The organism is Mesorhizobium sp. CNPSo 4684 (genome assembly GCF_057784315.1).
Genome location: NZ_JBWLUX010000002.1, coordinates 105,420 through 126,485 on the forward strand (window position 1 = coordinate 105,420; position 21,066 = coordinate 126,485).

15 protein-coding genes are annotated in these 21,066 nt (G+C 62.7%); 9 read left to right on the plus strand and 6 right to left on the minus strand.

Annotation, left to right across the window (positions count from 1 at the left end; genetic code table 11):
- Nucleotides 1-8 precede the first annotated feature (8 nt).
- The 4 genes from AC04SG_RS02005 to AC04SG_RS02020 form a co-directional block, all read right to left on the minus strand.
- Nucleotides 9-335 (minus strand): NIPSNAP family protein, encoded by a 327-nt coding sequence (locus AC04SG_RS02005; protein WP_488549713.1) that lies wholly within the window; start codon nucleotides 333-335, stop codon nucleotides 9-11.
- A 103-nt stretch (nucleotides 336-438) separates the two neighbouring features.
- Nucleotides 439-1,797: a mandelate racemase/muconate lactonizing enzyme family protein gene (locus AC04SG_RS02010; protein ID WP_488549714.1), complete on the minus strand. Its 1,359-nt coding sequence runs from the start codon at nucleotides 1,795-1,797 to the stop codon at nucleotides 439-441.
- A 65-nt stretch (nucleotides 1,798-1,862) separates the two neighbouring features.
- Nucleotides 1,863-3,029 (minus strand): mandelate racemase/muconate lactonizing enzyme family protein, encoded by a 1,167-nt coding sequence (locus tag AC04SG_RS02015; protein WP_488549715.1) that lies wholly within the window; start codon nucleotides 3,027-3,029, stop codon nucleotides 1,863-1,865.
- Nucleotides 3,030-3,083: 54 nt separating this feature from the next.
- Nucleotides 3,084-3,794, minus strand: coding sequence for a GntR family transcriptional regulator (locus AC04SG_RS02020; protein ID WP_112562095.1), 711 nt, complete (start codon nucleotides 3,792-3,794; stop codon nucleotides 3,084-3,086).
- A 209-nt stretch (nucleotides 3,795-4,003) separates the two neighbouring features.
- Between AC04SG_RS02020 and AC04SG_RS02025 the strand changes: the two genes are divergently transcribed.
- From AC04SG_RS02025 to AC04SG_RS02050, 6 genes are all read left to right on the plus strand, one after another.
- Nucleotides 4,004-5,482 (plus strand): ABC transporter substrate-binding protein, encoded by a 1,479-nt coding sequence (locus tag AC04SG_RS02025; protein WP_192259566.1) that lies wholly within the window; start codon nucleotides 4,004-4,006, stop codon nucleotides 5,480-5,482.
- Nucleotides 5,483-5,617: 135 nt separating this feature from the next.
- Nucleotides 5,618-6,577 (plus strand): carbohydrate ABC transporter permease, encoded by a 960-nt coding sequence (locus AC04SG_RS02030; protein WP_488549716.1) that lies wholly within the window; start codon nucleotides 5,618-5,620, stop codon nucleotides 6,575-6,577.
- Nucleotides 6,574-7,464, plus strand: a complete 891-nt coding sequence (locus AC04SG_RS02035) for a carbohydrate ABC transporter permease (RefSeq protein WP_488549717.1) — start codon at nucleotides 6,574-6,576, stop codon at nucleotides 7,462-7,464. Before AC04SG_RS02030 ends, AC04SG_RS02035 begins: the two co-directional genes overlap by 4 nt.
- Nucleotides 7,465-7,474: 10 nt before the next feature.
- On the plus strand, nucleotides 7,475-8,572 hold the full coding sequence (locus AC04SG_RS02040; RefSeq protein WP_488549718.1) for an ABC transporter ATP-binding protein: 1,098 nt from the start codon (nucleotides 7,475-7,477) through the stop codon (nucleotides 8,570-8,572).
- Nucleotides 8,573-8,603: 31 nt separating this feature from the next.
- On the plus strand, nucleotides 8,604-9,767 hold the full coding sequence (locus AC04SG_RS02045; protein WP_488549719.1) for a mandelate racemase/muconate lactonizing enzyme family protein: 1,164 nt from the start codon (nucleotides 8,604-8,606) through the stop codon (nucleotides 9,765-9,767).
- A gap of 23 nt (nucleotides 9,768-9,790) precedes the next feature.
- A complete protein-coding gene (locus AC04SG_RS02050; RefSeq protein ID WP_488549720.1) occupies nucleotides 9,791-10,537 on the plus strand; it encodes a ribonuclease activity regulator RraA in 747 nt (248 codons plus the stop codon).
- Nucleotides 10,538-10,688: 151 nt separating this feature from the next.
- On the opposite strand, the gene AC04SG_RS02055 is transcribed toward AC04SG_RS02050, so the two are convergent.
- Nucleotides 10,689-11,786 (minus strand): DUF930 domain-containing protein, encoded by a 1,098-nt coding sequence (locus AC04SG_RS02055; protein WP_488549721.1) that lies wholly within the window; start codon nucleotides 11,784-11,786, stop codon nucleotides 10,689-10,691.
- Nucleotides 11,787-12,202: 416 nt separating this feature from the next.
- Between AC04SG_RS02055 and ftsZ the strand changes: the two genes are divergently transcribed.
- The 3 genes from ftsZ (at nucleotide 12,203) to AC04SG_RS02070 (ending at nucleotide 18,143) form a co-directional block, all read left to right on the plus strand.
- On the plus strand, nucleotides 12,203-13,183 hold the full coding sequence (gene ftsZ, locus AC04SG_RS02060) for a cell division protein FtsZ (protein WP_488549722.1): 981 nt from the start codon (nucleotides 12,203-12,205) through the stop codon (nucleotides 13,181-13,183).
- A 653-nt stretch (nucleotides 13,184-13,836) separates the two neighbouring features.
- Nucleotides 13,837-14,943, plus strand: a complete 1,107-nt coding sequence (locus tag AC04SG_RS02065) for an efflux RND transporter periplasmic adaptor subunit (protein ID WP_488549868.1) — start codon at nucleotides 13,837-13,839, stop codon at nucleotides 14,941-14,943.
- Nucleotides 14,940-18,143 carry an efflux RND transporter permease subunit gene (locus AC04SG_RS02070; protein ID WP_488549723.1) on the plus strand — a complete coding sequence of 1,068 codons (3,204 nt, stop codon included), beginning with the start codon at nucleotides 14,940-14,942 and terminating at the stop codon, nucleotides 18,141-18,143. The genes AC04SG_RS02065 and AC04SG_RS02070 overlap by 4 nt, the downstream gene beginning before the upstream one ends.
- 240 nt (nucleotides 18,144-18,383) lie before the next feature.
- Here AC04SG_RS02070 and AC04SG_RS02075 read toward each other — a convergent pair whose 3' ends face one another.
- Nucleotides 18,384-21,065 (minus strand): nitrate reductase, encoded by a 2,682-nt coding sequence (locus AC04SG_RS02075; protein ID WP_488549724.1) that lies wholly within the window; start codon nucleotides 21,063-21,065, stop codon nucleotides 18,384-18,386.
- Nucleotide 21,066 lies beyond the last annotated feature (1 nt).

Here is a 21,066-nt window from a genome sequence, read left to right on the forward strand (position 1 = left end):
GATGTCCTCTATTTCACCGACGAGAAGGCGGTTGGCGCGAGAAACTGGCTGGAAATATTGGCCAGGATCGGGCCATCGCGCTCGGACTCGTCGCGGACCTTGAGCCATGCCGGATCGGTGGTGAAGGCCTTCCATTTCACGTCGCGCTCGGCAAGGGATTCCCAGGCGACGAAATAGGTCAGTCGATTGCTGCTTTCGCCAACCACCGTGGTGAAGAACCCGGCTTGGCGGATGCCATGCTTCTCCCAGATGGCCAGCGTTTGGTCGGAAAAGCGCTTGAGCAAAGCCGGCAGCCTGCCCGGCAGGCAGTCATAGATACGCAGTTCGTAGATCATGGTTTCGTCCGTTTCTTTCTTCGCCTCTCCCTTGGGAGAGGTCGACACGAATGGTCGGTCGTTGGCCCCTGTGAGCCTGGGGGAATGAGGGCGGCGGGCTGGGCTAGCTCCAGGTCCGGTCCCAGCTATGTTCATTGTCCCAATGCTCGGTGGATTGCCATATCCCCGTGACACCGGGCTGCAAATGCTGGCTGATAACTTCGTCGACGACGTCGTCTATGCCGAGGCCAGGCTTGTCCGGCACGGTGATGAAGCCGTCCTTGACCAGCGGCTTGGGCAGGCCGGTGACGATATCGTCCCACCAGTCGACCTCGACGCTGTGGTATTCGAGCGCCATGAAGTTTTCCGTCGCCACCGCGACATGTGCGGCGGCCATCGCGGCGATCGGGCTTTCCGCCATATGAATGGCCATGGCAATACCATGCTCCTGCGCCGCGTCGCCGATCTTCTTGGTCTCGAGGATGCCGCCTGACGTCAGCAGGTCCGGGTGGATGACCGAGATGCCCGCGTTGAGCAGCGGCTCGAATGCTTGCCTGAGGTAGATGTCCTCGCCTGTGCAGATCGGCACCGACGTAGCCTGCTGCAACTGCCGATACTGCTCGGTGTACTGCCAGGGGATCACGTCTTCGAGCCAGGCCGGTGCGTATTTCTCGATCCGCCGGGCGAGACGAATGCCATCCTGCAGCGAGATGTGGCCGACATGGTCGATGGCGAGCGGAACCTCGCAGCCGATCACCTCGCGGACCTCATGGATATACTGATCGAGCAGGTCGATGCCCTTCTCGGTGAAGTGCAGGCCCGTGAAGGGATGCGGCACGTTTTGCGCATCATAGGCGGCATTGCGTGCCCGCCGCTCGTCCAGCGTGCGCGCCGGACCACGGGCGGCATGGCTGCGGAAACCGTCGAGCACGCCGGCCGGCGCCACCACCGCGCCCGGTATGTGCGCTATCTGCGCCAGGCCGAGATCCATCTTGAGGAAGGTGAAACCGAGATCCATCCGCGCCTTGAGCCGCTTGCCGGTTTCGGTGCCGCTGGGCTTGTCCGCGTCGGTGTCGCAATAGACCCGCACCTTGTCGCGGAACCGTCCGCCGAGCATCTGGTAGATCGGCACGCCATAGGCCTTGCCGGCGAGGTCCCACAGCGCGATCTCGATTGCCGAGACACCGCCACCTTGCCGCCCATGGCCGCCAAATTGCTTGATGCGCCGGAACAGCCTGTCGACGTCACAGGGGTTCTCGCCCAGCAACCGGCTCTTCAGCATCAGCGCATAGGTCGCGCTGGCGCCGTCGCGCACCTCGCCCAGACCGACAATGCCCTGGTTGGTGTAGATCTTGACAAACGCCGAGGTGAACGGCGCGCCGACGATCTCGGCGACGCGCAGGTCGGTGATGCGCAGCTCGCTCGGTTTGGAGTTCGTGTTTACACGATTGAGCGCCTCGCCGGCTGCGTCCGTCTTTGGCATGATCTATCCTCGTTCTGGTTGGCTACGCTTGGCGGGCCCGCACGCTGCGCCGGGCGAGAGCATTGCTAGCCCAGCTCAATCTCGTGGGCCTGCAGGTACTCGCGGTTCATCTCAACACCCAGACCGGGTTTCGACGTCAGCTTGAGGTTGCCGTTTGACACGTCGAGGGGTCTGTCGATGAGGTGATCGTATTTGCCAAGGTTCCACTCCGACGTCTCGAGCTTGTAGAAGTTGGGAACGGTCATCATCACCTGCGCTCCCGCAACCACGTTGATCGGTCCCGCGGCGTCATGCGGCGACACCGGGATGTAGTAGGCTTCGCACAGAGCGGAAATCTTCTTGAGTTCGGTAATGCCGCCGGTCCAGGTCACGTCCGGCATGATGTAATCCGCGAGCTTGTTCTCGAGCACCGGCACGAAATCCCACTTCGTATGGCCGCGCTCGCCCCACGAGATCGCGGCGCTTACCTTCTCACGCAACTGTTTGAGGGCGTTGAGGCTCTCGGGTGGACAGGGCTCCTCGAACCAGTCGATCTGGCCGGCTTCCTCGAGGCTCCGGCAGAGGCGAATGGCGGTGGGAACGTCGAAGCGACCATGCGCATCGATGAGAATGTCGACATCGGGCCCCGCTGTTTCGCGGATCAAAGCCGTGAGTTCGGCGGCCTCGCGCTCGTCCTTGCGGGTCATGCTGCCATCGAGGTAGCCGTCCCGCTGCTCGCGCGATTGCCCATCGGCGGTGCGGCCCTGATGCGGGAAAGGATCGAACTTCAGCCCCGTGTGTCCGGACTCGACGATGTCTCGAATTTCGCGAACCACAGCCTCCTTGCTGGTAAATTTGCGTTGGTCAGGATGGGTATAGAGCGCGACCTCATCGCGTACCGGTCCGCCCAGCAACTCGTAGATCGGCTTGCCAAGGACTTTGCCGCGGATGTCCCAGAGAGCTATGTCGATGGCGCTCACACATTCGACGGCGGCGCCGCGGCTGCCCATATAGGTGAAGCTGCGGAATATCTTGTGCCACAGATACTCGATACGCGCCGGGTCCTCGCCTGTCACGGCGGCACCGATCTGCCGCAGGATCGTGCAGAGCGCGCGGTTGGCGAGCCTTGTGGTGGTGGTGATCTCTCCCCAGCCGCTCACCCCCTCGTCGGTCGTCACTTCGACGAACAGGAACTCTCCCCAATAAGAAGCACCGGACTTGATCAGCCACGGCCGAACGCTCGTGATTTTCATCTCAACTGCCTTATGCGAAGTGGATCGGGATAGCTGCGTTCCGGACCGGATGTTCTATCCGGCCCGAGCGGCGCTGCGCGCGCGCATGTGTTCGAGGACATGCCGGCCGGAGCCTTCAACATGGCGCGCAATCAATTCGGCTGCCTCGTCGGCATTTCCCGCTTTTACATGCGCGATGAGCTCGCGGTGCTCGCGAAGGATCGCGGCACGCCGGGCGAGCGTGAAATTGAAACGCCGGCTCACAGCCCGCAGCACTTCACGATGCTTCCACCAAAGCTCGGCGGCATGGCGGTTGTAGTGCCTCTGGTACATCACGGTGTGAAAGGCGGTATCCAGCTCGCTGTGCCTGAACGTGTCGGCAAAATTGTTCTCTTCGATCAGGCCTTGGATACGTTCAAGTTCGGCAATGTCCTCGACGGTAGCCATATTCACAAACCATCGCGTCAGTGCTGGCTCGATCAGGACTCCGATCTCGTAGATATCCCGGACAAAATCCTGGTCTATAGGCCGGACGCGCGCCCCACGGTTGGCAACAAAGGTGACAAAGCCCTCGCCCCGCAGCAGCTGCAGAGCCTCGCGCACGGGGTTGGTCGAGGTACCGTGACGCCGGGCGAGATCGGTGACCACAAGCCGTTCGTTGGCAGCGAGCCGCCCCTCGATGATGTCTTCCCTGATCAGTTGATAAAGCGAAGCGCCCTCGCTGGAGGCCCCGATAGGGTCGATCCCTTCGGGTGGCTCTGCTTTGAAATCGCTTGCTTCGGCCAAGGCTGCCCCCAAATCAATACACGCTTTAATCGATATCACGCACGGTTTCCATAAACAATGTACGATTTGGCGCGTTGACAGACAATCAACGATCTGAAAACGTATGAAGCGCTCGAAGGGATACATCGAACGGTACGTTCGGCCACCGACGAGCAGGACCGCTCGCCTCGACGCAGAGCGGCGTGGGAGAGAAACCTGGAGGATACCCTATGACGAGGATTTCACTCGGCGGTGCCGTCCTGCGCGGCACTGTCTCCGCTGCTTTGATGGTATCGTTGATGTCCGCATCGGCGCTGGCTGAGGCGCCGGTCGACTTGAGCAAGTGGTCGCCGGAATATGTGCGCTCCATTGCGGGCACCCAGGATTTCGACACGGCCGCCGATTGCGGCAAGGTCACCCCTCTCGACTACAAGGGGCGACTGACTTTCTGGTATCAGGGCGTGTTCGAGGGCGACCCCGACCTCCTGCGCCAGTACTACAAGGATTTCTTCGAGACATTCCGGAAGACCTATCCGAACATCCAGCTGGAAGAACAAGCCCTCACCTATAACGACCTTCTCGACAAATTCCGCACGGCGCTCCTCGGCAATGCCGCGCCGATGGCGGTCCGCCTGCAAATCCTGGGTGGTACCGAGTTCGCCTCAAAGGGCTATCTGCAGCCGCTCAAGCCCGAGGATGTGGGTTATTCGACAGAGGATTTCTGGCCCGGCGCCATGAAGGCGGTGACCTGGGACGGGGTGACCTACGGCATTCCAACCAACAACGAGACGATGGCGTTCATATGGAATGCCGACATCTTCAAGCGTGCGGGTCTCGATCCGGACAAGGCCCCCGCTACATGGGACGACGTCGTCAAATATTCCAAGCAGATCCACGACAAGCTCGGCATTGCCGGTTACGGCCTCGTGGCCCGCAAGAACGCCGGCAACACGCCGTACCGCTTCATGCCGCAGCTGTGGGCCTATGGCGGCGGCGTCTTCGACGAAGCCACCGCCAACCCGACCTATAAGGAGGTCGAGCTCAACAGCCCGCAGAGCAAGGCGGCGCTGCAAGCTTCCTATGACATGTATGTCCGCGACAAGTCGGTTCCGGTTTCGGCGCTCACCAACCAGCAGGCGGACAACCAGCCCCTGTTCGTCGCCGGCCAGCTCGGCATGATGATCTCGCACCCGTCCGATTACAACGTGATGCTCGACCTGCAGAAAAAGGCGACGGGTGCCGACAAGGACAAGGCGCAGACCGTCATCGACAACATGCGCTACGGCCTCATTCCGACCGGCCCGGACGGCAAGCGCGCCGTGGTGTTCGGCGGCTCGAACATTCACATCCTGAAGCCCGAATATGTCGAGGGCGGCAAGGTCGACGAGCCGGCTGCAAAAGCCATCATCTGCATGTGGACGAGCCCGGAATGGTCGCTGAAGATGGCCTATGCCGGCTCGAACCCGGGCAACCTCAACGGCTTCAAGACCAAATGGATGAAGGAACGTTTGGACAGCATCAAGTTCCTCGATGTCACGACCTCGATGTTGCCATACGGCATCCCGTTCCCGGCGCTGCCGCAGTCCCCCGAGATCATGAACATCATTGTCCCGGACATGCTGCAGAATGCCCTGACCGGAGCGATGACCGTCGACCAGGCGGCGGACGACGCGGCCCAGAAGGTAAAGGATCTGATGGGCGGACTCTAGAGCAGCTTTGACGCAATTCCGGACGGAAAGCCGTTTCACACTTTTCCTGGAATTGCTTCAACCTGACATGCGATCTGACCGGCTGTGCCGATAGCAAGTGCAGCCGGTCGTCCCGAGGAACAAGGGCTCGCCACAGTGACGATCGTAACCGGCAAGGCCGAGACTGGCCGAAGATTGCAACCCGGCCGGTCCGGCGTGCTGCGGAATGTCTGGCAGCATCGCGCCGACTATGCGTACGTGCTTCCCGCCATCGCCGTGATGCTCGTCGTCATCGCCTACCCAATCTACTACACGATCGAGCTGTCGTTTTTTAAGACGCCGCCAGGCCTGCAGCTCCGCGACAAGACCTTCATCGGCTTCGACAACTACACGGCCATTCTCACCAGTCCGGTGTTCTGGAAAGTCACGTGGAACACCCTGATCTGGACAATCGCATCCACTTTCTTTTCTTTTGTCCTGGGCTTTGGCGCCGCGCTGGCGCTCCACCGCGACTTTGTCGGCCGTGGTGTCCTGCGCGCCATCCTGATCATTCCCTGGGTCATCAGCGCGGTTGCCGCCTCTTATATCTGGAAGTGGATCTACCATTCGGATTTCGGCATCATCGGCGCGGTGCTGGTCGGCCTCGGATTGGCCGACCAGCCGCCGAACTTCATCGACAACGTCAGCACGGTGCTGCCCTCATTGATCGTCGTCAATATCTGGCGCGAGTTTCCGTTTGCCATGATCATGATGATGGCCGGCTTGCAGACGGTCCCCGAACAGTTGCTGCGCGCCGCGGTAGTCGACGGGGCCAACGCATGGCAACGTTTCTGGCACGTCACGTTCCCGCATTTGCGCAACGTCTCGACGGTGACGATCCTGCTGCTGGCGGTGGCCAATTTCAATTCCTTCATCATCCCCTGGATCATGACCGGCGGTGGGCCGTCCAACGCGTCGCATATCTGGATCACCCACATTTATGAGCTCGCCTTCGGCCGGCAGCGCTGGGGCGTCGCATCGGCCTATTCGGTGCTTCTGTTCCTGATGCTGATGGTGCTGGGCTATTTCTACGTCCGTGCGCTGGCCGGTAACGAGCGCAAGGAGGGGGGCGCATGAGCACGATTGCGGCGACAGTCCCTCGAGGACGGGCCCGGCGGCGTGTGCGCGTCGACGGATGGCGGTGGGCCGGGCGCATCTTTCTCGTGTTCATGCTGCTCTACACCGCGTTACCGATGATCTGGATGCTGATCACATCGATCAAGTCCGGGTTTGCGGCGATGCAGTTCCCGCCGCAATGGTGGCCGGAAGAACCTACCCTCGCCAGCTACCAGAAGCTGCTCGATCCGCAAAACAGCGTCGGCCAGGATTTCCTTCGCTTCTTCTGGAACAGCCTTTTCGTGTCGACCGCCACGACGATCCTTTCGGTGATCGTGGCGGTCCCCGCCGCCTACGCGTTTTCGCGCTTCCGTTTCCCCGGCCGGAACTTCCTGTTCTTCGCCGTGCTGCTGCGCAACATGTTCCCGGCGGTGATCTTTCTGGTGCCGCTCTTCATCCTGATGCGCGCGATCGGGTTGGTGAACACGCATGGCTCGCTCATTCTCACCTATCTCACCTTCGGCCTGCCGCTGGCGATCTGGCTGCTCAAGGGTTTTTACGACAACATTCCGGTGCAGCTCGAGCAGGCGGCGCGCATCGACGGGGCGACGCGGTTCCAGGCCTTCATCCTGATCGTGATGCCTCTGTCGACGCCGGGCATCATCGCCACCGCAATCTATTCCTTCATCGGCGCATGGAACGAGTACATCTATGCCTACACCTTCCTTTCGAAGAACGAGCAGTTGACCCTGCCGGTCGGCATCCAGCGCTTCTTTTCGGAAAACACGACGGACTTTCCAGGCCTGATGGCGGCGAGCTTCATGATGAGCGTGCCCGTCGTGGTGCTGTTCCTCGTCCTGCAGCGATACTTCGTACGCGCCCTGACAGAAGGCGCGGTCAAGCATTAGGGAGTTGCCGATGGCCCACGTGGTCCTCAAAGATCTCGTCAAGACCTATGGCGGCTTCAAAGCTGTCAACGACGTTTCGCTGACGGTCAATGACGGCGAATTCGTTGCGCTCGTCGGCCCCTCAGGCTGCGGCAAGACGACGACGCTCAATCTCATCGCCGGGCTGATCCCGATCACGTCGGGCGATATCTTCATCGGCGACCGGGTGGTCAACGACCTCGACCCCAAGGACCGGGACATCGCAATGGTGTTCCAGAACTACGCGCTCTATCCGCAAAAGTCGGTGTATATGAACCTCGCTTTCCCGCTGCAAATGCGCAAGCTGCCCAGGGATGAGATCGACAAGAAGGTCAGGGAAGCGGCGAAGGTGCTCGACATGACGCAGTTGCTTGAGCGCAAGCCACGCGAACTCTCGGGCGGGCAACAGCAGCGTGTGGCCCTCGGTCGCGCCCTCGTTCGAGATCCCGCGGTATTCCTGATGGACGAACCGCTCTCCAATCTCGACGCAAAGCTGCGCGTGCAGATGCGGTCCGAAATCAAGCGGTTCCACCAGGACCTCAAGGCCACGATCGTCTATGTGACGCACGACCAGCTCGAGGCCGTGACGATGGCCGACAGGATGGCTGTGATGAACGGCGGCTTCCTGCAGCAATACGATTCGCCGGCGCAAGTTTTCGCCCATCCCGCCAACATGTTCGTCGCGAGCTTCGTCGGCAGCCCGGCGATGAGCCTTATCCCGCTGGAGGCATCGACCGCAAACGGCGGCACCGTTCTGACCAGCGCGGAAGGCTGGAGCCTGCCGCTGTCGCAACTCAACGCGCGCAAGGTTCTGGCAGCAACCACCAGGAAGATCGTGCTCGGCGCGCGACATTCGACGATCAAGCTGCACAAGAGCGCCGCCCTAGGCGCCATTCCGGCCAAGGCCTATACGGTGGAGCCAACCGGAGACGTCACCTTCGTGCAAGCGTTCCTCTCCGGCGCGATCGTCAACATCAGTGTGGTTCCCAACATCGCCATCACACCCGACGAGCACATCTGGCTCGAGTTCGATCAGGAACGCATCCATCTGTTCGACGGCGAAACGGAGATGGCCCTCCATGCCGATTGAGACACGGGAATGCGTGGGGGAATGCGTGTGAATGACCACAAAACTTAAGATCACGGCGATCAAGCCTTATCCGGTGTGGGTGGGAACCCGAAACCAGATGCTCGTCAAGGTCGAGACCGACCAGGGCATATATGGCTGGGGCGAGAGCGGTTTGAGCGGTCGCGAAAAGGCCGTGGCCGGAGCGATCGAGCACTATCGCGAATTCCTCATCGGCCGCGACCCGATGCAGATTGGTCGGATCTGGCAGGAGGTCTATCGCAGCCAGTACTTCGAAGGCGGACGCGTTCTGCAGGCGGCGATTTCCGCCATCGACATTGCCCTTCACGACATCAAGGGCAAGGCCCTGGGGGCGCCGGTCTACCAGTTGCTCGGCGGCAAACAGCGCGACCGCATCCCCACCTTCGCCTCGACCGGAGACGAGGCCGAGGGCGATGTTGCCATCGAACGAGCCCGGGAACTGTGCGCGCAGGGGTGGCAGGCGATCCGCTTCTTCCCCATCGGGCAAAGCAGCAAGGACATCTTCGAGCCGCGCGAGTCGATTGGCGCTACCGCGAGGATGCTAAACAAGGCACGCGAGGCGCTGGGCGACGAGGTGGTCCTTGGTATCGACTATCATCATCGGCTGTCGGTGGCCGAGGCGGCGAGCTTCTGCAACAAGCTCGGCCGTGGCGTGCTCGATTTTCTTGAGGAGCCGATACGCGACGAGACACCGGAGGCCTACGAATCCCTGCGCACGATGACCGACGTCCCGTTCGCCATCGGCGAGGAATTTGCCAGCAAATGGCAGTTCCTGCCCTACATCGAGCGCGGCATCCACCAATTCAACCGGCTCGATGTTTGCAATGTCGGCGGGCTCACCGAGGCGATGAAGGTCGCTGGCTGGAGCGAGGCGCACTATGTCGACCTGATGCCGCACAATCCGCTTGGCCCGGTCTGCACCGCCGCAACCATCCATCTCGCCGCGGCGGTGCCGAATTTCGCGTGGCTCGAGACCAGGGCGCCGGAAAGGAAGCTGGGCTTCGACAATTCCGAGTTCTTTCCCGTCCAACCACGGCTGGACGGCCCTGATTACCCGGTCAGCGATTTGCCGGGCCTGGGCGTCGAGATCAACGAGGCGGCGATCCAGGCGCAGAGCTTCCGCTTCTGGGAAGCGCCTCACCTCAAGCGCCGCGATGGTTCAGTTACGAACTGGTAGTTCAATTCCAACCGGAGTCCATTATGACGCATACTCCCGATATCACGCTGCGGCCGCCAAAAGACCTGATCGACGCGCTAAGGGAGATTGGCGCCGCGACGGTTGCCGGCACGCTTGGCCACATGGGCTTCCGCAATCCGCACATGGTCGGTCCGGTGGCGCAGAACCACGGCAAGTCGATCGTCGGGCCGGCGCTGACGCTGCAATTCCTGCCACAGCGGCCCGACCTCTTCAGCGAGGGAGAATACGCCGACCCGGAAACGCAATTGCACCGGCACGTGCTCTATCACGCTCAGGAGGGCGATGTGGTGGTGGTCGACGCGCGCGGCGACATGAGCTCCGGCGTCTTCGGCGATATGATGTCGACTTATTTCAAGGGCAGAGGTGGCGCGGGCATCGTCATCGACGGGTGCATGCGCGACCGGCCCAATGTCGAGAAGCTCGACCTCCCCCTTTGGCTGCGCGGCTGGACACCAAATTATCATGTGCAGACCAGCATCTACCCCAATGCCGTCAACGTGCCGATCGCCTGTGGCGGTGTCACGGTGATCCCCGGCGACATCATCGTGGCCGACGACGACGGGGTGGTGGTGCTTCCGCTCGCAATGGCCGCAAAGGTGATCGAAGAATCACAGAAGCATCACGAGTGGGAGGAGTTCTCGCGCATGAAGCTGATGCAGGGCGCGCCGCTGCAGCGCTACTATCCGCTGCATGACGATGCCCGCGGCGAGTATGAGGAGTGGCGCAAAGCCAATCGCCCGGCGGATTGACGTGGGACCACGCGGCGTAGGTCGACTACCCACTCCGGCGTGACAGCATTCGGCACCCGAGCCGTTCAAGAGGCTATTGCGGCCTCGCAAGCAAGGGACCGGCTTGGCCGGCGGCCCCCGCCAAGCGCAAATGCGCTCTTACTGATCCGTCTCAGCCGGGACCGCGTCGCCGACGAGCTTCCCGTTCAAGGAAGGCGCTTTCTTCGGGCGTGGCAGCAGCACCGACACGGAAGGCGAAGGACGTGACCCGCGTCGCATTGGTGTCGATTCCGCACCGGAAGCTCAGATGGTACCATGTCGTTGCCGTGCGGAATGCGGTGTCGGGGGCGTCAAGAATATCGCCGACTTTCAGCGGGATAACTGGGATCAATTGGGGAAAATTGGACGCGTCCTTCAGCTCCTGCTCCAGAACGCTGGCGCAAAGTTTGGCCGCTCGCTGGTCGCGAGGCACGTCGGCCATCGAGTTCGTTGCGAACACATCACCGGTAGCGCCTTGTGAAAAGAGCTTGCGGACGCCCGGAAGGCCCGAATACGCCCGTGATGTGGCTGCGGCCACCTCCGTGGAGCTTGGCTCTCCGGTGCTTCCGCGTCCTGACTTCGCAGCCTTGGAAGGGCGGGGTTTCGGCACATTTTCGGGTCTGGTTTGAGGCGCCTGAGCCGACGCTGGAAGCTCGATCTCACCGTCGTCACCGGGGTTGGTCAAAGGCATTGCTGCCACGGATGCCTGCTTGTCCGCGTATGGAGCCCCCGCCTCCTGTTTGTCTGCTTCCGGCTTCTCGTCAACCTTAGCTGACTCTGCCGGCCCTCCGGCGTCTGGCGCCGGAGCGGGTTTGCTCTCTCCATCCTTTGGAGCGGCAGCCGGCTTTGGCTCGTTATCCTTGGCGGGCGATGGGGCATTAGCGCTGCCTCCATCCAGGGATTTCCGGGGGCCGGTATCCTTATCACCGAACTGGAAAACGGGCTTCAGCACCTCGATTGGCGGCAGCTTTTCAGGCGCCGGCTTTTCAACCTTCTGTTCGGGAGGCTTTTCCGCCTCGGGTTTCGGTGCAGGCGGTGTGGGAGCAGGTTTCGGCTTTGGCGGATCGGGCGGAGGTACGAGCGCGACGTTAACCGGTTGCTCCTCCTGCGGCTGTTCCGGAGACGTAGGCAGGCCGTAAATAAGGAACGCGGCGATGAGCGCGTGCAGGATCAGCGATGCGGGCAAGGCCCACAGCAAAGTCCGACGCCGCTCAAATGTCTCGTCCTTCATGCCTCACGATGTGGAGCGAAACTGCGGCCGCATCAAGCGTTGCCGCCGCATTGGCGCATTTTAGCCGCAGCCCCAGCGCGCTCGTGCTGGGGCTGCGGCCGTTCCGCATCGTGCGATGCTGACGGCCTTTGAGCGCCCACGCGTGGCAAGAGCGCGCACTGGCTGGTTGCTGTCAAAAGACACCACGACCACGCGACCAGCATTGCTACGGGGCTCGCCAATCCCAAAAGATTGAGCTGGGACACGTTCAAGAGTTGCAGGCGTATATGGTACGAGCGCCACATCTTGTCTTGCCGCAAAGTTCACCCTCTGATTCCCTGCGCCAAGGCTGTAAAAGCTGATTCTTGCACCTGGCGTGTTCAAACGGCGCGTTCCGGGATGAATCTTTTGTCGATCAATTCCAAGGAGACAAGACGATGAGCACCGCGGCAAGGCCCATCATCTCTGAAATGCGGCCGAAGATAACCGTTGTCGGCGTCGGCGGTGGTGGCGGCAACGCGGTCAACAACATGATTGCGGAAAATCTGCAGGGGGCGGAATTCATCGTCGCCAACACCGATGCCCAGGCTCTCACCATGTCGAAGGCATCGCGGCTGATCCAGTTGGGAGCCCATGTCACGGAAGGCCTGGGCGCCGGATCCCTGCCCGCGGTCGGCCGTGCCGCCGCCGAGGAATCGATCGACGAGATCAGGGACCACCTTGCGGGAACCCATATGTGCTTCGTGACCGCCGGCATGGGAGGCGGCACTGGAACCGGTGCCGCGCCCGTCATAGCGAACGCTGCGCGGACAGCCGGTATCCTGACGGTGGCGGTCGTCACCAAGCCATTCACCTTCGAAGGAAAACGCCGCATGCAAGCCGCCGAAGAGGGCATCGAGCGGCTTCGCGAATGCGCCGATACCGTGATCGTTATTCCGAACCAGAACCTGTTCAGGATCGCCGACGCGAAGACGACTTTCGCGGACGCCTTCGCCATGGCCGATCGCGTCCTTTATTCCGGCGTAGGCTGCATCACCGACCTCATCGTCAAGGAGGGGCTGATCAATCTCGACTTCGCCGATGTGAAGTCGGTGATGCGCGACATGGGCCGCGCGATGATGGGTACCGGGGAAGCCACGGGCGAGGACCGCGCCAAGAAGGCCGCCGAAGCGGCTATCGCAAACCCGCTTCTCGACGAAGCCTCGATGATCGGCGCCAAGGGCGTCCTGGTCTCGATCTCGGGCGGCATGGACATGACGCTGTTCGAAGTCGACGAGGCCGCCACCCGTATCCGCGAGGAGGTCGACGCCGACGCCGACATCATCGTCGGCGCCATATTCGACCGGGCACTTGCCGGAAAATTCAGGGTCTCAGTCGTCGCCACAGGATTGCGGCCGGGACTTGAGATGCCACAGTAAGCAAGGGTCCGGTAGCTCACCTAACGGAGCTACCGAGGCGGAAGCCGCTGCGACGAGGCCGATCAGGGGCGAAGGCTCCTGCTCGAACGCGCAAGATGACGTCCTTCATTCCACGCTTCGCTGGTCGGGAAAACCCGAACAGGCACGAGGCGTGCTATTCGCTCTGGCGTTGAGCCTGACAACGTCGCTGTCGGCCACCGCGGAGCAGGTTTCCTCGGTGGATATCGAGCTGCAGCGGGAGGATATGTCAACGCACTGCTCGATGCCGCAGTGTTGCAGTCCATTGTGTCCGGCCGGCGTGGCAATGCCCATATCTGTCTCCTTCGACCAATATGAAAATCATGGGCCGTCGTTCAAAGGAATCCTGAATCCTTTAAATCGCTGGCACTAGCCAGATGGCGGGGCAACCACAGGGTGGACATTTCAGCCCACATGGAAAATGATCATGTTGCCATGCACAATACTGCAGGGCTCTGATATCGACGAGAAGCCTGAGCGTAGAAGCGGATCAATCGACCCTCCGGGTCCAGCGAGTGGGGACGCAAATGGACACCCCCGAGAATGGGCAATTGCATCGCGACGCGGGCGGGCGACCCCGTCAATCGGCCGGCTGGCTTGCCCGCGCCATCCTGTCGGCGACATTCCTGCTCGGCATGGCTTTCGGCAGCACTGCGTTTGCGCAGGACCAGCAGCTACCCGTGGTGACGGCGGCCAAGCCGGTGGTCCGTGACATCGTCGAAGACGACGAGTTCGTCGGGCGCTTCGAAGCCGTTGACCAGGTCGCCATCCGTTCGCGCGTCAGCGGCTATCTGGACAAGGTCAGCTTCCAGGATGGCGCACTGGTCAACAAGGGCGACCTGCTCTTCACCATCGACCAGCGTCCGTACCAGGCGGCTTATGAAGCCGCCAAATCGCAAGTGGACGTCGCCAAGTCCCTGCTCGAATTCTCCAAGATGCAGCTGGATCGCGCCGACGAACTCGCCAAGACCGGCAATATCTCAACCGCGACGGTCGACGACCGCCGGCGGGAATACCTTTCGGCAATGGCGCAGATGCAGGGCGCAACGGCTGCGCTGACGTCGGCCAGCCTGAATCTGGAATTCACCGAGATCAAGGCGCCCTTGTCCGGCCGCATCGACCGCCGGCTGGTGTCGGTCGGCAACCTCGTACAGCCGGATTCCACCTTGCTGACGACCATCGTTACCCGCGATCCGATCGATTTCTATTTCGACGTCGATGAGCGCCTGTATTTCAGCTACGCCCGCGACGCGAAGGAGCGCGGCGGCTCGATGCAGGAAGGCGCCGGCGGGCTCGAGGTGGTGGTTCGCGTCGCCGACCGCGCGGAGGCGGTCTTCAAGGGCAAGCTGGATTTTGCCGAGAACCGGATCGACAACGCGACCGGCACCATGCGGGTGCGTGCAACGTTTCCCAACGCCGACGGCGTTCTCCAGCCAGGCATGTTCGGGCGCATCAACGTGCCGGGGTCGCTGCCGCATAGCGGCGTGCTGGTGCCCGACGAGGCGATCGGCGCCGATCAGGATCGCCGCATCGTGTTCCTGGTGGATGAGGCCGGGATGGTATCGGCGAAGCCCGTGCGCACCGGCCCGCTTCTCGACGGCTACCGGGTGATCCGCCAGGGCCTGACCGGCAACGAGACGATCATCGTCAACGGGCTGATGCACGCCAGGCCCGGCACCAAGGTGAAGGTCGAGATGGTGACATTGCCACCCAAGGTCGAAACCGCCGGGTTGCAGCAATGAGGTTCGCACATTTCTTCGTCGACCGTCCGATCTTCGCATCGGTCGTTTCGATCGTTCTGCTCATTCTCGGCGGGATTGCTTATACCCAGCTGCCGGTCGCGCAATATCCCGAGATCGCGCCGCCGACCATCGTCGTTCGCGCGCAGTATCCGGGCGCCGACGCCGAGACGGTCGCAGCGACGGTGGCAACGCCGATCGAGCAGGAGATCAACGGCGTCGAGGGCATGCTCTACATGTCGTCCTATTCGTCGGGCGACGGGGCGATGGCGCTGACCATCACCTTCAAGCTGGGCACCGATCTCGACCAGGCGCAGGTGCTGGTGCAAAACCGCGTGTCGGTCGCCGAGCCGCGCCTGCCCGAAGAAGTCCGCCGCCTCGGCATCACCACCACCAAGAGCTCGCCCGACCTGATGATGGTCGTGCACATGCTGTCGCCCGACAATACCTACGACCAGCTCTACGTCTCGAACTACGCCCGCTCGCGGGTGCGTGACATACTGCTCAGGTTGGACGGCGTCGGCGACCTTATCATCTTCGGCGAACGCGAATATTCGCTGCGCATCTGGCTCGATCCGGAAAAACTGTCGGCCCTGGGGATGACCTCGGGCGATGTGGTGCAGGCGCTGCGCGACCAGAACGTCCAGGTGTCGGGCGGATCGATCGGCGCGCCGCCGACCAACATGGGCACGGCGTTCCAGTACACGGTCACCACGCAAGGCCGCTTCAACGACGCGCGCGACTTCCGATACGTGATCGTCAAATCGACCGAAGACGGCCGCCTGATCCAGCTGCAGGACGTGGCGCGCATCGAGCTCGGCGCCAAGGATTACGTCACCAACTCCTATCTCAACGGCAAACCGGCGGTGGCGCTCGCCATCTTCCAGCGGCCGGGCACCAATGCGCTCGCCGCAGCCGCGGAGATCCAGGACAAGATGAAGGAGCTTTCCCGGGACTTCCCGAAAGGGTTGAGCTACGACATCGTCTACAATCCGACCGAGTTCGTCGCCGAGTCGATCCACGAGGTCTACAAGACGATCCTCGAGGCGATGGTGCTGGTCATCATCGTCATCATCGTCTTCCTGCAATCGTGGCGCATGGCGATCGTGCCGATCGTGGCGATCCCCGTGTCGCTGATCGGCACGCTGGCGGTGCTTTACGCCGCCGGCTTCTCGCTCAATATGCTGACGCTGTTCGGCCTCGTTCTGGCGATCGGCATCGTCGTCGACGATGCGATCGTCGTGGTCGAAAACGTCGAGCGCAATATCGCCAGAGGGCTGGCGCCCAATCCGGCGTCGCACCTGACCATGGACGAAGTCGGAACGGCCGTCATCGCGATCTCGCTGGTGCTGATAGCCGTGTTCGTACCGACAGCCTTCATCCCCGGCATTTCCGGGCAGTTCTACCTGCAGTTTGCGATCACCATCGCGGTGTCGACGGCGATCTCGGCATTCAATTCGCTGACGCTTTCGCCGGCGCTGGCCGCACTGCTGTTCAAGCCGCACCACGCTGCTGCGGCGCCGCCACGCTTTTTCCTGGCGCGGTTCGGTCAGGCGCTCGCCGACGGCTTCAATCGCGGCTTCGACAGGCTCGCCCATTGGTATTCGAGCATCATCCGCGTGCTGGTCGGCTCGCGGATAGCGATCGGCGCCATGCTGGCCGTTTTTGCGGCCCTCATCTACGCCACGGTCTATATGGCGCAGACGGTGCCGCGCGGTTTCATTCCGTCGCTCGACCAGGGCTACGCGATCGTCGTCGTCCAGTTGCCGGACGGCGCCTCACTGTCGAGGACCGATGCTGTCATCCAGCAGGCGTCGCAGATCATCCAGAAAACCCCAGGCGTCGACTACGCAGTCGCCTTCGCCGGCTTCTCCGGCGCGACCTTCACCAACGCCAGCAACGCGGGCGTGATCTTCGCCAGGTTCAAGCCGTTTGACGAGCGACTGAAAGCTGGCCAGTCCGCGACCCAGGTCATCGGCAATCTGTTCGGCAGCCTGCAAAGCATCAAGGAGGCCTTCATTATCGCACTGCCGCCGCCGCCGATCCGCGGCGTCGGCAATGCCGGCGGCTTCAAGCTGCAGATCCAGGAGCGCAACAGCGCCGACATGCGGCAGATCCTGGCGCTTGCCTACGAAATCGCCGGCAAGGCCAACAAGACGCCGGGGCTGACGGGCGTGTTCACCACCTTCTCCGCGTCGAGCCCGCAATTCTTCCTGGCGATCGATCGCGACAAGGCGCGCATCCTGAACGTGCCGATCCCCAACATCTTCGAGACGCTGTCGATCAATTTGGGCACCGCCTACGTCAACGACTTCAACGCTTTCGGGCGCGTGTACCAGGTGCGGGCGCAGGCCGACCAGGCGTTCCGCCTCGATCGCGCCGACATTTTGAAACTGAAGGTGCGCTCGGCGACCGGCGCGCTGGTTCCGCTAGGCACGTTGATCGAGATCCGCGACGTCACCGGCCCGGCGCTGGTCCAGCGCTACAACATGTACGTTTCGGTGCCGCTGCAGGGCAACGCCGCGCCCGGCGTTTCCACGGGCGACGCGCTGGCATTGATGGAAGGGATCACCGCAAAGACGCTGCCGGCCGGTACCTCCTATGAATGGACCGAGCTCGCCTATCAGGAGCGCAACACCGGCAATGCCGCTGTCTATATTTTCGCACTGTCGGTGTTGTTCGTGTTCCTGGCGCTGGCGGCGCAATATGAAAGCTGGGTGCTGCCGTTCGCCATTGTGCTGGTGGTGCCGCTGGGCGTGCTCGCGGCGTTGCTCGGCGTGTCGTTCCGAGGGCTGGACAACAACATCCTCGTGCAGATCGGCCTCATCGTGCTGATCGGGCTTGCCGCCAAGAACGCCATCCTGATCGTTGAATTCGCGCGGCAGGCACAGGAACGCGGCCTGTCGGTCGCCGAGGCTGCCGTCGAAGCCTGCCGGCTCAGGCTGCGACCGATCCTGATGACCGCCTTCGCGTTCATCCTCGGCGTCGTGCCGCTGATGATCGCAACGGGCCCGGGCGCAGAAATGCGCCAGTCGCTCGGCACCGCGGTGTTCTCCGGCATGCTCGGCGTCACCTTCGTCGGCCTGTTCCTGACGCCGGTGTTCTACGTCACGCTCAGGTCGCTGTTTTCACGGCGCAAGCCGCGTGCCGAGGCCGAGCCTTCGACGCCGGCAGAGGCGCCCTCGGAGACGGCCGCCGAATAGGGTTACGAATTCGCCGCGTCGGGCGCGGCTTATCACTCCAGAAAATCGGCGCGGCAACGGCCACGATCTACGCGACCGCGGCGTCGAGGTGCGGCGGAGACCCTGGTTTGCCTGCTGTGAGCCGCCAATGTCGCTGCTCCGTTGCGAGCTGTTCATAGGCGCCGCGAGCGGTGGCGTCTCTGCCGTGTCGGCTCGGATAGGCAATCTGGAACGAGCGCCACATCCAAGAGCCGGCCGCATCTACTCCGCGGCCTGAAACCGATTGACCTGGATGATCGCCCTGATCTCGGCCCGGCAGGAGCCGCAATTGGTGCCGGCCTTCAGGGCGCCGCCGATGGCATCGACGGTCGCGCAGCCGGCCGTCACTGCCGCCACGATCTGGTTGACCCCAACGCCGAAACAGGAACAGACGATCGCACCGGCATCTGGCCGTTCGGCTCCAGCGCGGCCGGCGACGATGCGGAAGCGTTCGCGCTGGCTGGCGTGCACCTCCTCGAGCTGTTGCGCTGCCCAGCCGCGTGATACCGCGACCGGGCCGGACGCAACGAACAAGGCCCCGGCGAGGTGCTTGCCATCGAAGGCGGCGATACGGTGCTGGCCCGCGTCGCGGTCGTGATAGGCGAGCATTTCGGTTTCCGGCGGCGCGCCGAACAGGGACTGGGCAAAGCCTGTCCAGTCGATCTCCGCCTCGGCGAAAGCGAGTTCGATGCGCCAGCCACCCCGGCAGCGGGCTGCTGCCCAGTAGTCGGCGTCGATCGCCTCGGGACGTCGCCGCGTCACGGCGAAGCCAAAAGCTTTTGCGGCGAATTTCTCAAGCCGAACCGCGACGTGTTTCAAGGCGGGCTGACCGGAAACGGGGTCGGTGAGCGACGCGGTCAACGCGTCGAGCCGGCCCTTGGCGGCGAACTGATCGGTCCAGTGCATCGGTGCAAACAGACTGCCACGGCGCTGGCGGGACGTGATCATTGCGCGCACGAGCACCTCGCCGCGCGGGCTGGAGATACGCACGATGTCGGCGTCGCCGATGCCGTAGCGCTGCGCATCCGTCGGGTGAATCTCGACGAAGGGCTCCGCGATGTGCTGGGACAGACGGGAGCTTTTGCCGGTCCGCGTCATGGTGTGCCAGTGGTCGCGGACCCGGCCGGTGTTGAGGATGAGCGGATAGTCCGGATTGGTGCGGCTTTCCGTGGCGGCCCGAATGGCGACGAACCGCGCCTTGCGGTCGGCTGTGTAGAAATTGCCGTCGGCGAAGAAACGGGTGATGGAGGGACCAGGTGCGGTCTTCTGGGAGCTCGACGCTGGCCACTGGAAAGGCGCCAGCGCGTGATAGTCTTCTTCATCGACAGCTGAATAGGCACCGATATCGAAATCGCGCGCGCCGTCATTCTCGAAGCCCGACAGCGCGGCGTGTTCGGCGAAGATTTTCGCCAGCGACGAATAGGAAAATGCTTCGCCAAAACCCATCCGCTTGCCAACCTCGGCGACAATCCACCAGTCGGGTCGCGCCTCGTCGGGTGCTGGCAGAAAGGAGCGCTGGCGCGAGATCCGGCGCTCTGAATTGGTGACGGTGCCGTCCTTCTCGCCCCATGCGGCGGCGGGCAACCGGACATGGGCATGGCGGACCGTGTCGGTCTTGGCCAATACGTCCGACACCACGACGAAGGGGCAGACCTTGATTGCCGCTTCGACGGCGTCGGCATCCGGCATGGAATCGACCGGGTTGGTGGCCATGATCCACAGCGCCTTGATGCGCCCGTCGGCGAGCGCCTGAAACATCTCCACCGCCTTCAGGCCAGGCTTTTGCGCAACGGCCGGCGCGTTCCAGAAGCGCTGCAGGCGGTCGCGATGCTCAGGGTTTTCGATCTCCATATGGGCGGCCAACATATTGGCCATGCCGCCGACCTCGCGGCCACCCATGGCGTTTGGCTGGCCGGTCACCGAAAACGGCCCTGCCCCGGGTTTGCCGATCCGGCCAGTGGCGAGATGGCAGTTGATGATGGCATTGACCTTGTCGGTGCCCGACGAAGACTGATTCACGCCCTGGCTGTAGACGGTGACGGTCTTCGCGGTGGCCGCGAACAGGCTGTAGAACCGGGTGAGCTCATCCTCGCTGAGGGCGGTTGCGGCTGCGACACCGGCAAGGTCGAGTTTCGAGGCGGCAAAAAGGGCCTGGCCGAAACCCGCAGTGTGCGCAGAGATGTAACCGCGGTCGACCGCGTTGTGCTGGCCGAGATAAGCGAGCAGCCCCGTGAACAAAGCAACGTCGCCATCCGGCGCGATCGCCAGATGCATGTCGGCGATGTCAGCAGTCATGGTACGCCGCGGGTCGACCAGCACGATCTTCATGTCGGGCCGCTTTTCGCGGGCCGCGGCGATGCGCTGGTAGAGCACGGGGTGGCACCAGGCGAGGTTGGAGCCGACCAGCACGATCAGGTCGGCGAGCTCGAGATCCTCATAGGCGCCCGGCACGGTGTCGGAGCCGAAGGCACGGCGGTGGCCGGCCACCGATGAGGCCATACACAGCCGCGAATTGGTGTCGATGTTGGCCGAGCCGACAAAACCTTTCATCAGCTTGTTGGCGACATAGTAGTCTTCGGTCAGCAACTGTCCGGAAACATAGAAGGCGACCGAGTCCGGGCCGTGCTCGGTGATGGTTTTTGAGAAGGTCGAGGCGACGCGGTCGAGCGCTTCGTCCCAGCCGGCGCGGCGCCCGTCGATTTCGGGGTGGAGCAGCCTGCCGTCGAGGTCGATGGTTTCGGCCAGGGCCGAGCCCTTGGAGCAAAGCCGGCCGAAATTGGCAGGATGGTCGGGATCGCCGCGGACCGACACTTGCCCGTCCGCGGCGACCTTCGCCAGCACGCCGCAACCCACCCCACAATAGGGGCAGGTGGTCCTCACCTCGCGCGCTGCGTCGATTTCCATG

Coding starts and splice junctions, on each gene's coding strand:
- AC04SG_RS02005 (WP_488549713.1), bottom strand. CDS start 335: ATGATCTACGAACTGCGTATCTATGACTGCCTGCCGGGCAGGCTGCCG.
- AC04SG_RS02010 (WP_488549714.1), bottom strand. CDS start 1,797: ATGCCAAAGACGGACGCAGCCGGCGAGGCGCTCAATCGTGTAAACACG.
- AC04SG_RS02015 (WP_488549715.1), bottom strand. CDS start 3,029: ATGAAAATCACGAGCGTTCGGCCGTGGCTGATCAAGTCCGGTGCTTCT.
- AC04SG_RS02025 (WP_192259566.1), top strand. CDS start 4,004: ATGACGAGGATTTCACTCGGCGGTGCCGTCCTGCGCGGCACTGTCTCC.
- AC04SG_RS02035 (WP_488549717.1), top strand. CDS start 6,574: ATGAGCACGATTGCGGCGACAGTCCCTCGAGGACGGGCCCGGCGGCGT.
- AC04SG_RS02040 (WP_488549718.1), top strand. CDS start 7,475: ATGGCCCACGTGGTCCTCAAAGATCTCGTCAAGACCTATGGCGGCTTC.
- AC04SG_RS02045 (WP_488549719.1), top strand. CDS start 8,604: ATGACCACAAAACTTAAGATCACGGCGATCAAGCCTTATCCGGTGTGG.
- AC04SG_RS02050 (WP_488549720.1), top strand. CDS start 9,791: ATGACGCATACTCCCGATATCACGCTGCGGCCGCCAAAAGACCTGATC.
- AC04SG_RS02055 (WP_488549721.1), bottom strand. CDS start 11,786: ATGAAGGACGAGACATTTGAGCGGCGTCGGACTTTGCTGTGGGCCTTG.
- ftsZ (WP_488549722.1), top strand. CDS start 12,203: ATGAGCACCGCGGCAAGGCCCATCATCTCTGAAATGCGGCCGAAGATA.
- AC04SG_RS02065 (WP_488549868.1), top strand. CDS start 13,837: ATGGCTTTCGGCAGCACTGCGTTTGCGCAGGACCAGCAGCTACCCGTG.
- AC04SG_RS02070 (WP_488549723.1), top strand. CDS start 14,940: ATGAGGTTCGCACATTTCTTCGTCGACCGTCCGATCTTCGCATCGGTC.
- AC04SG_RS02075 (WP_488549724.1), bottom strand. CDS start 21,065: ATGGAAATCGACGCAGCGCGCGAGGTGAGGACCACCTGCCCCTATTGT.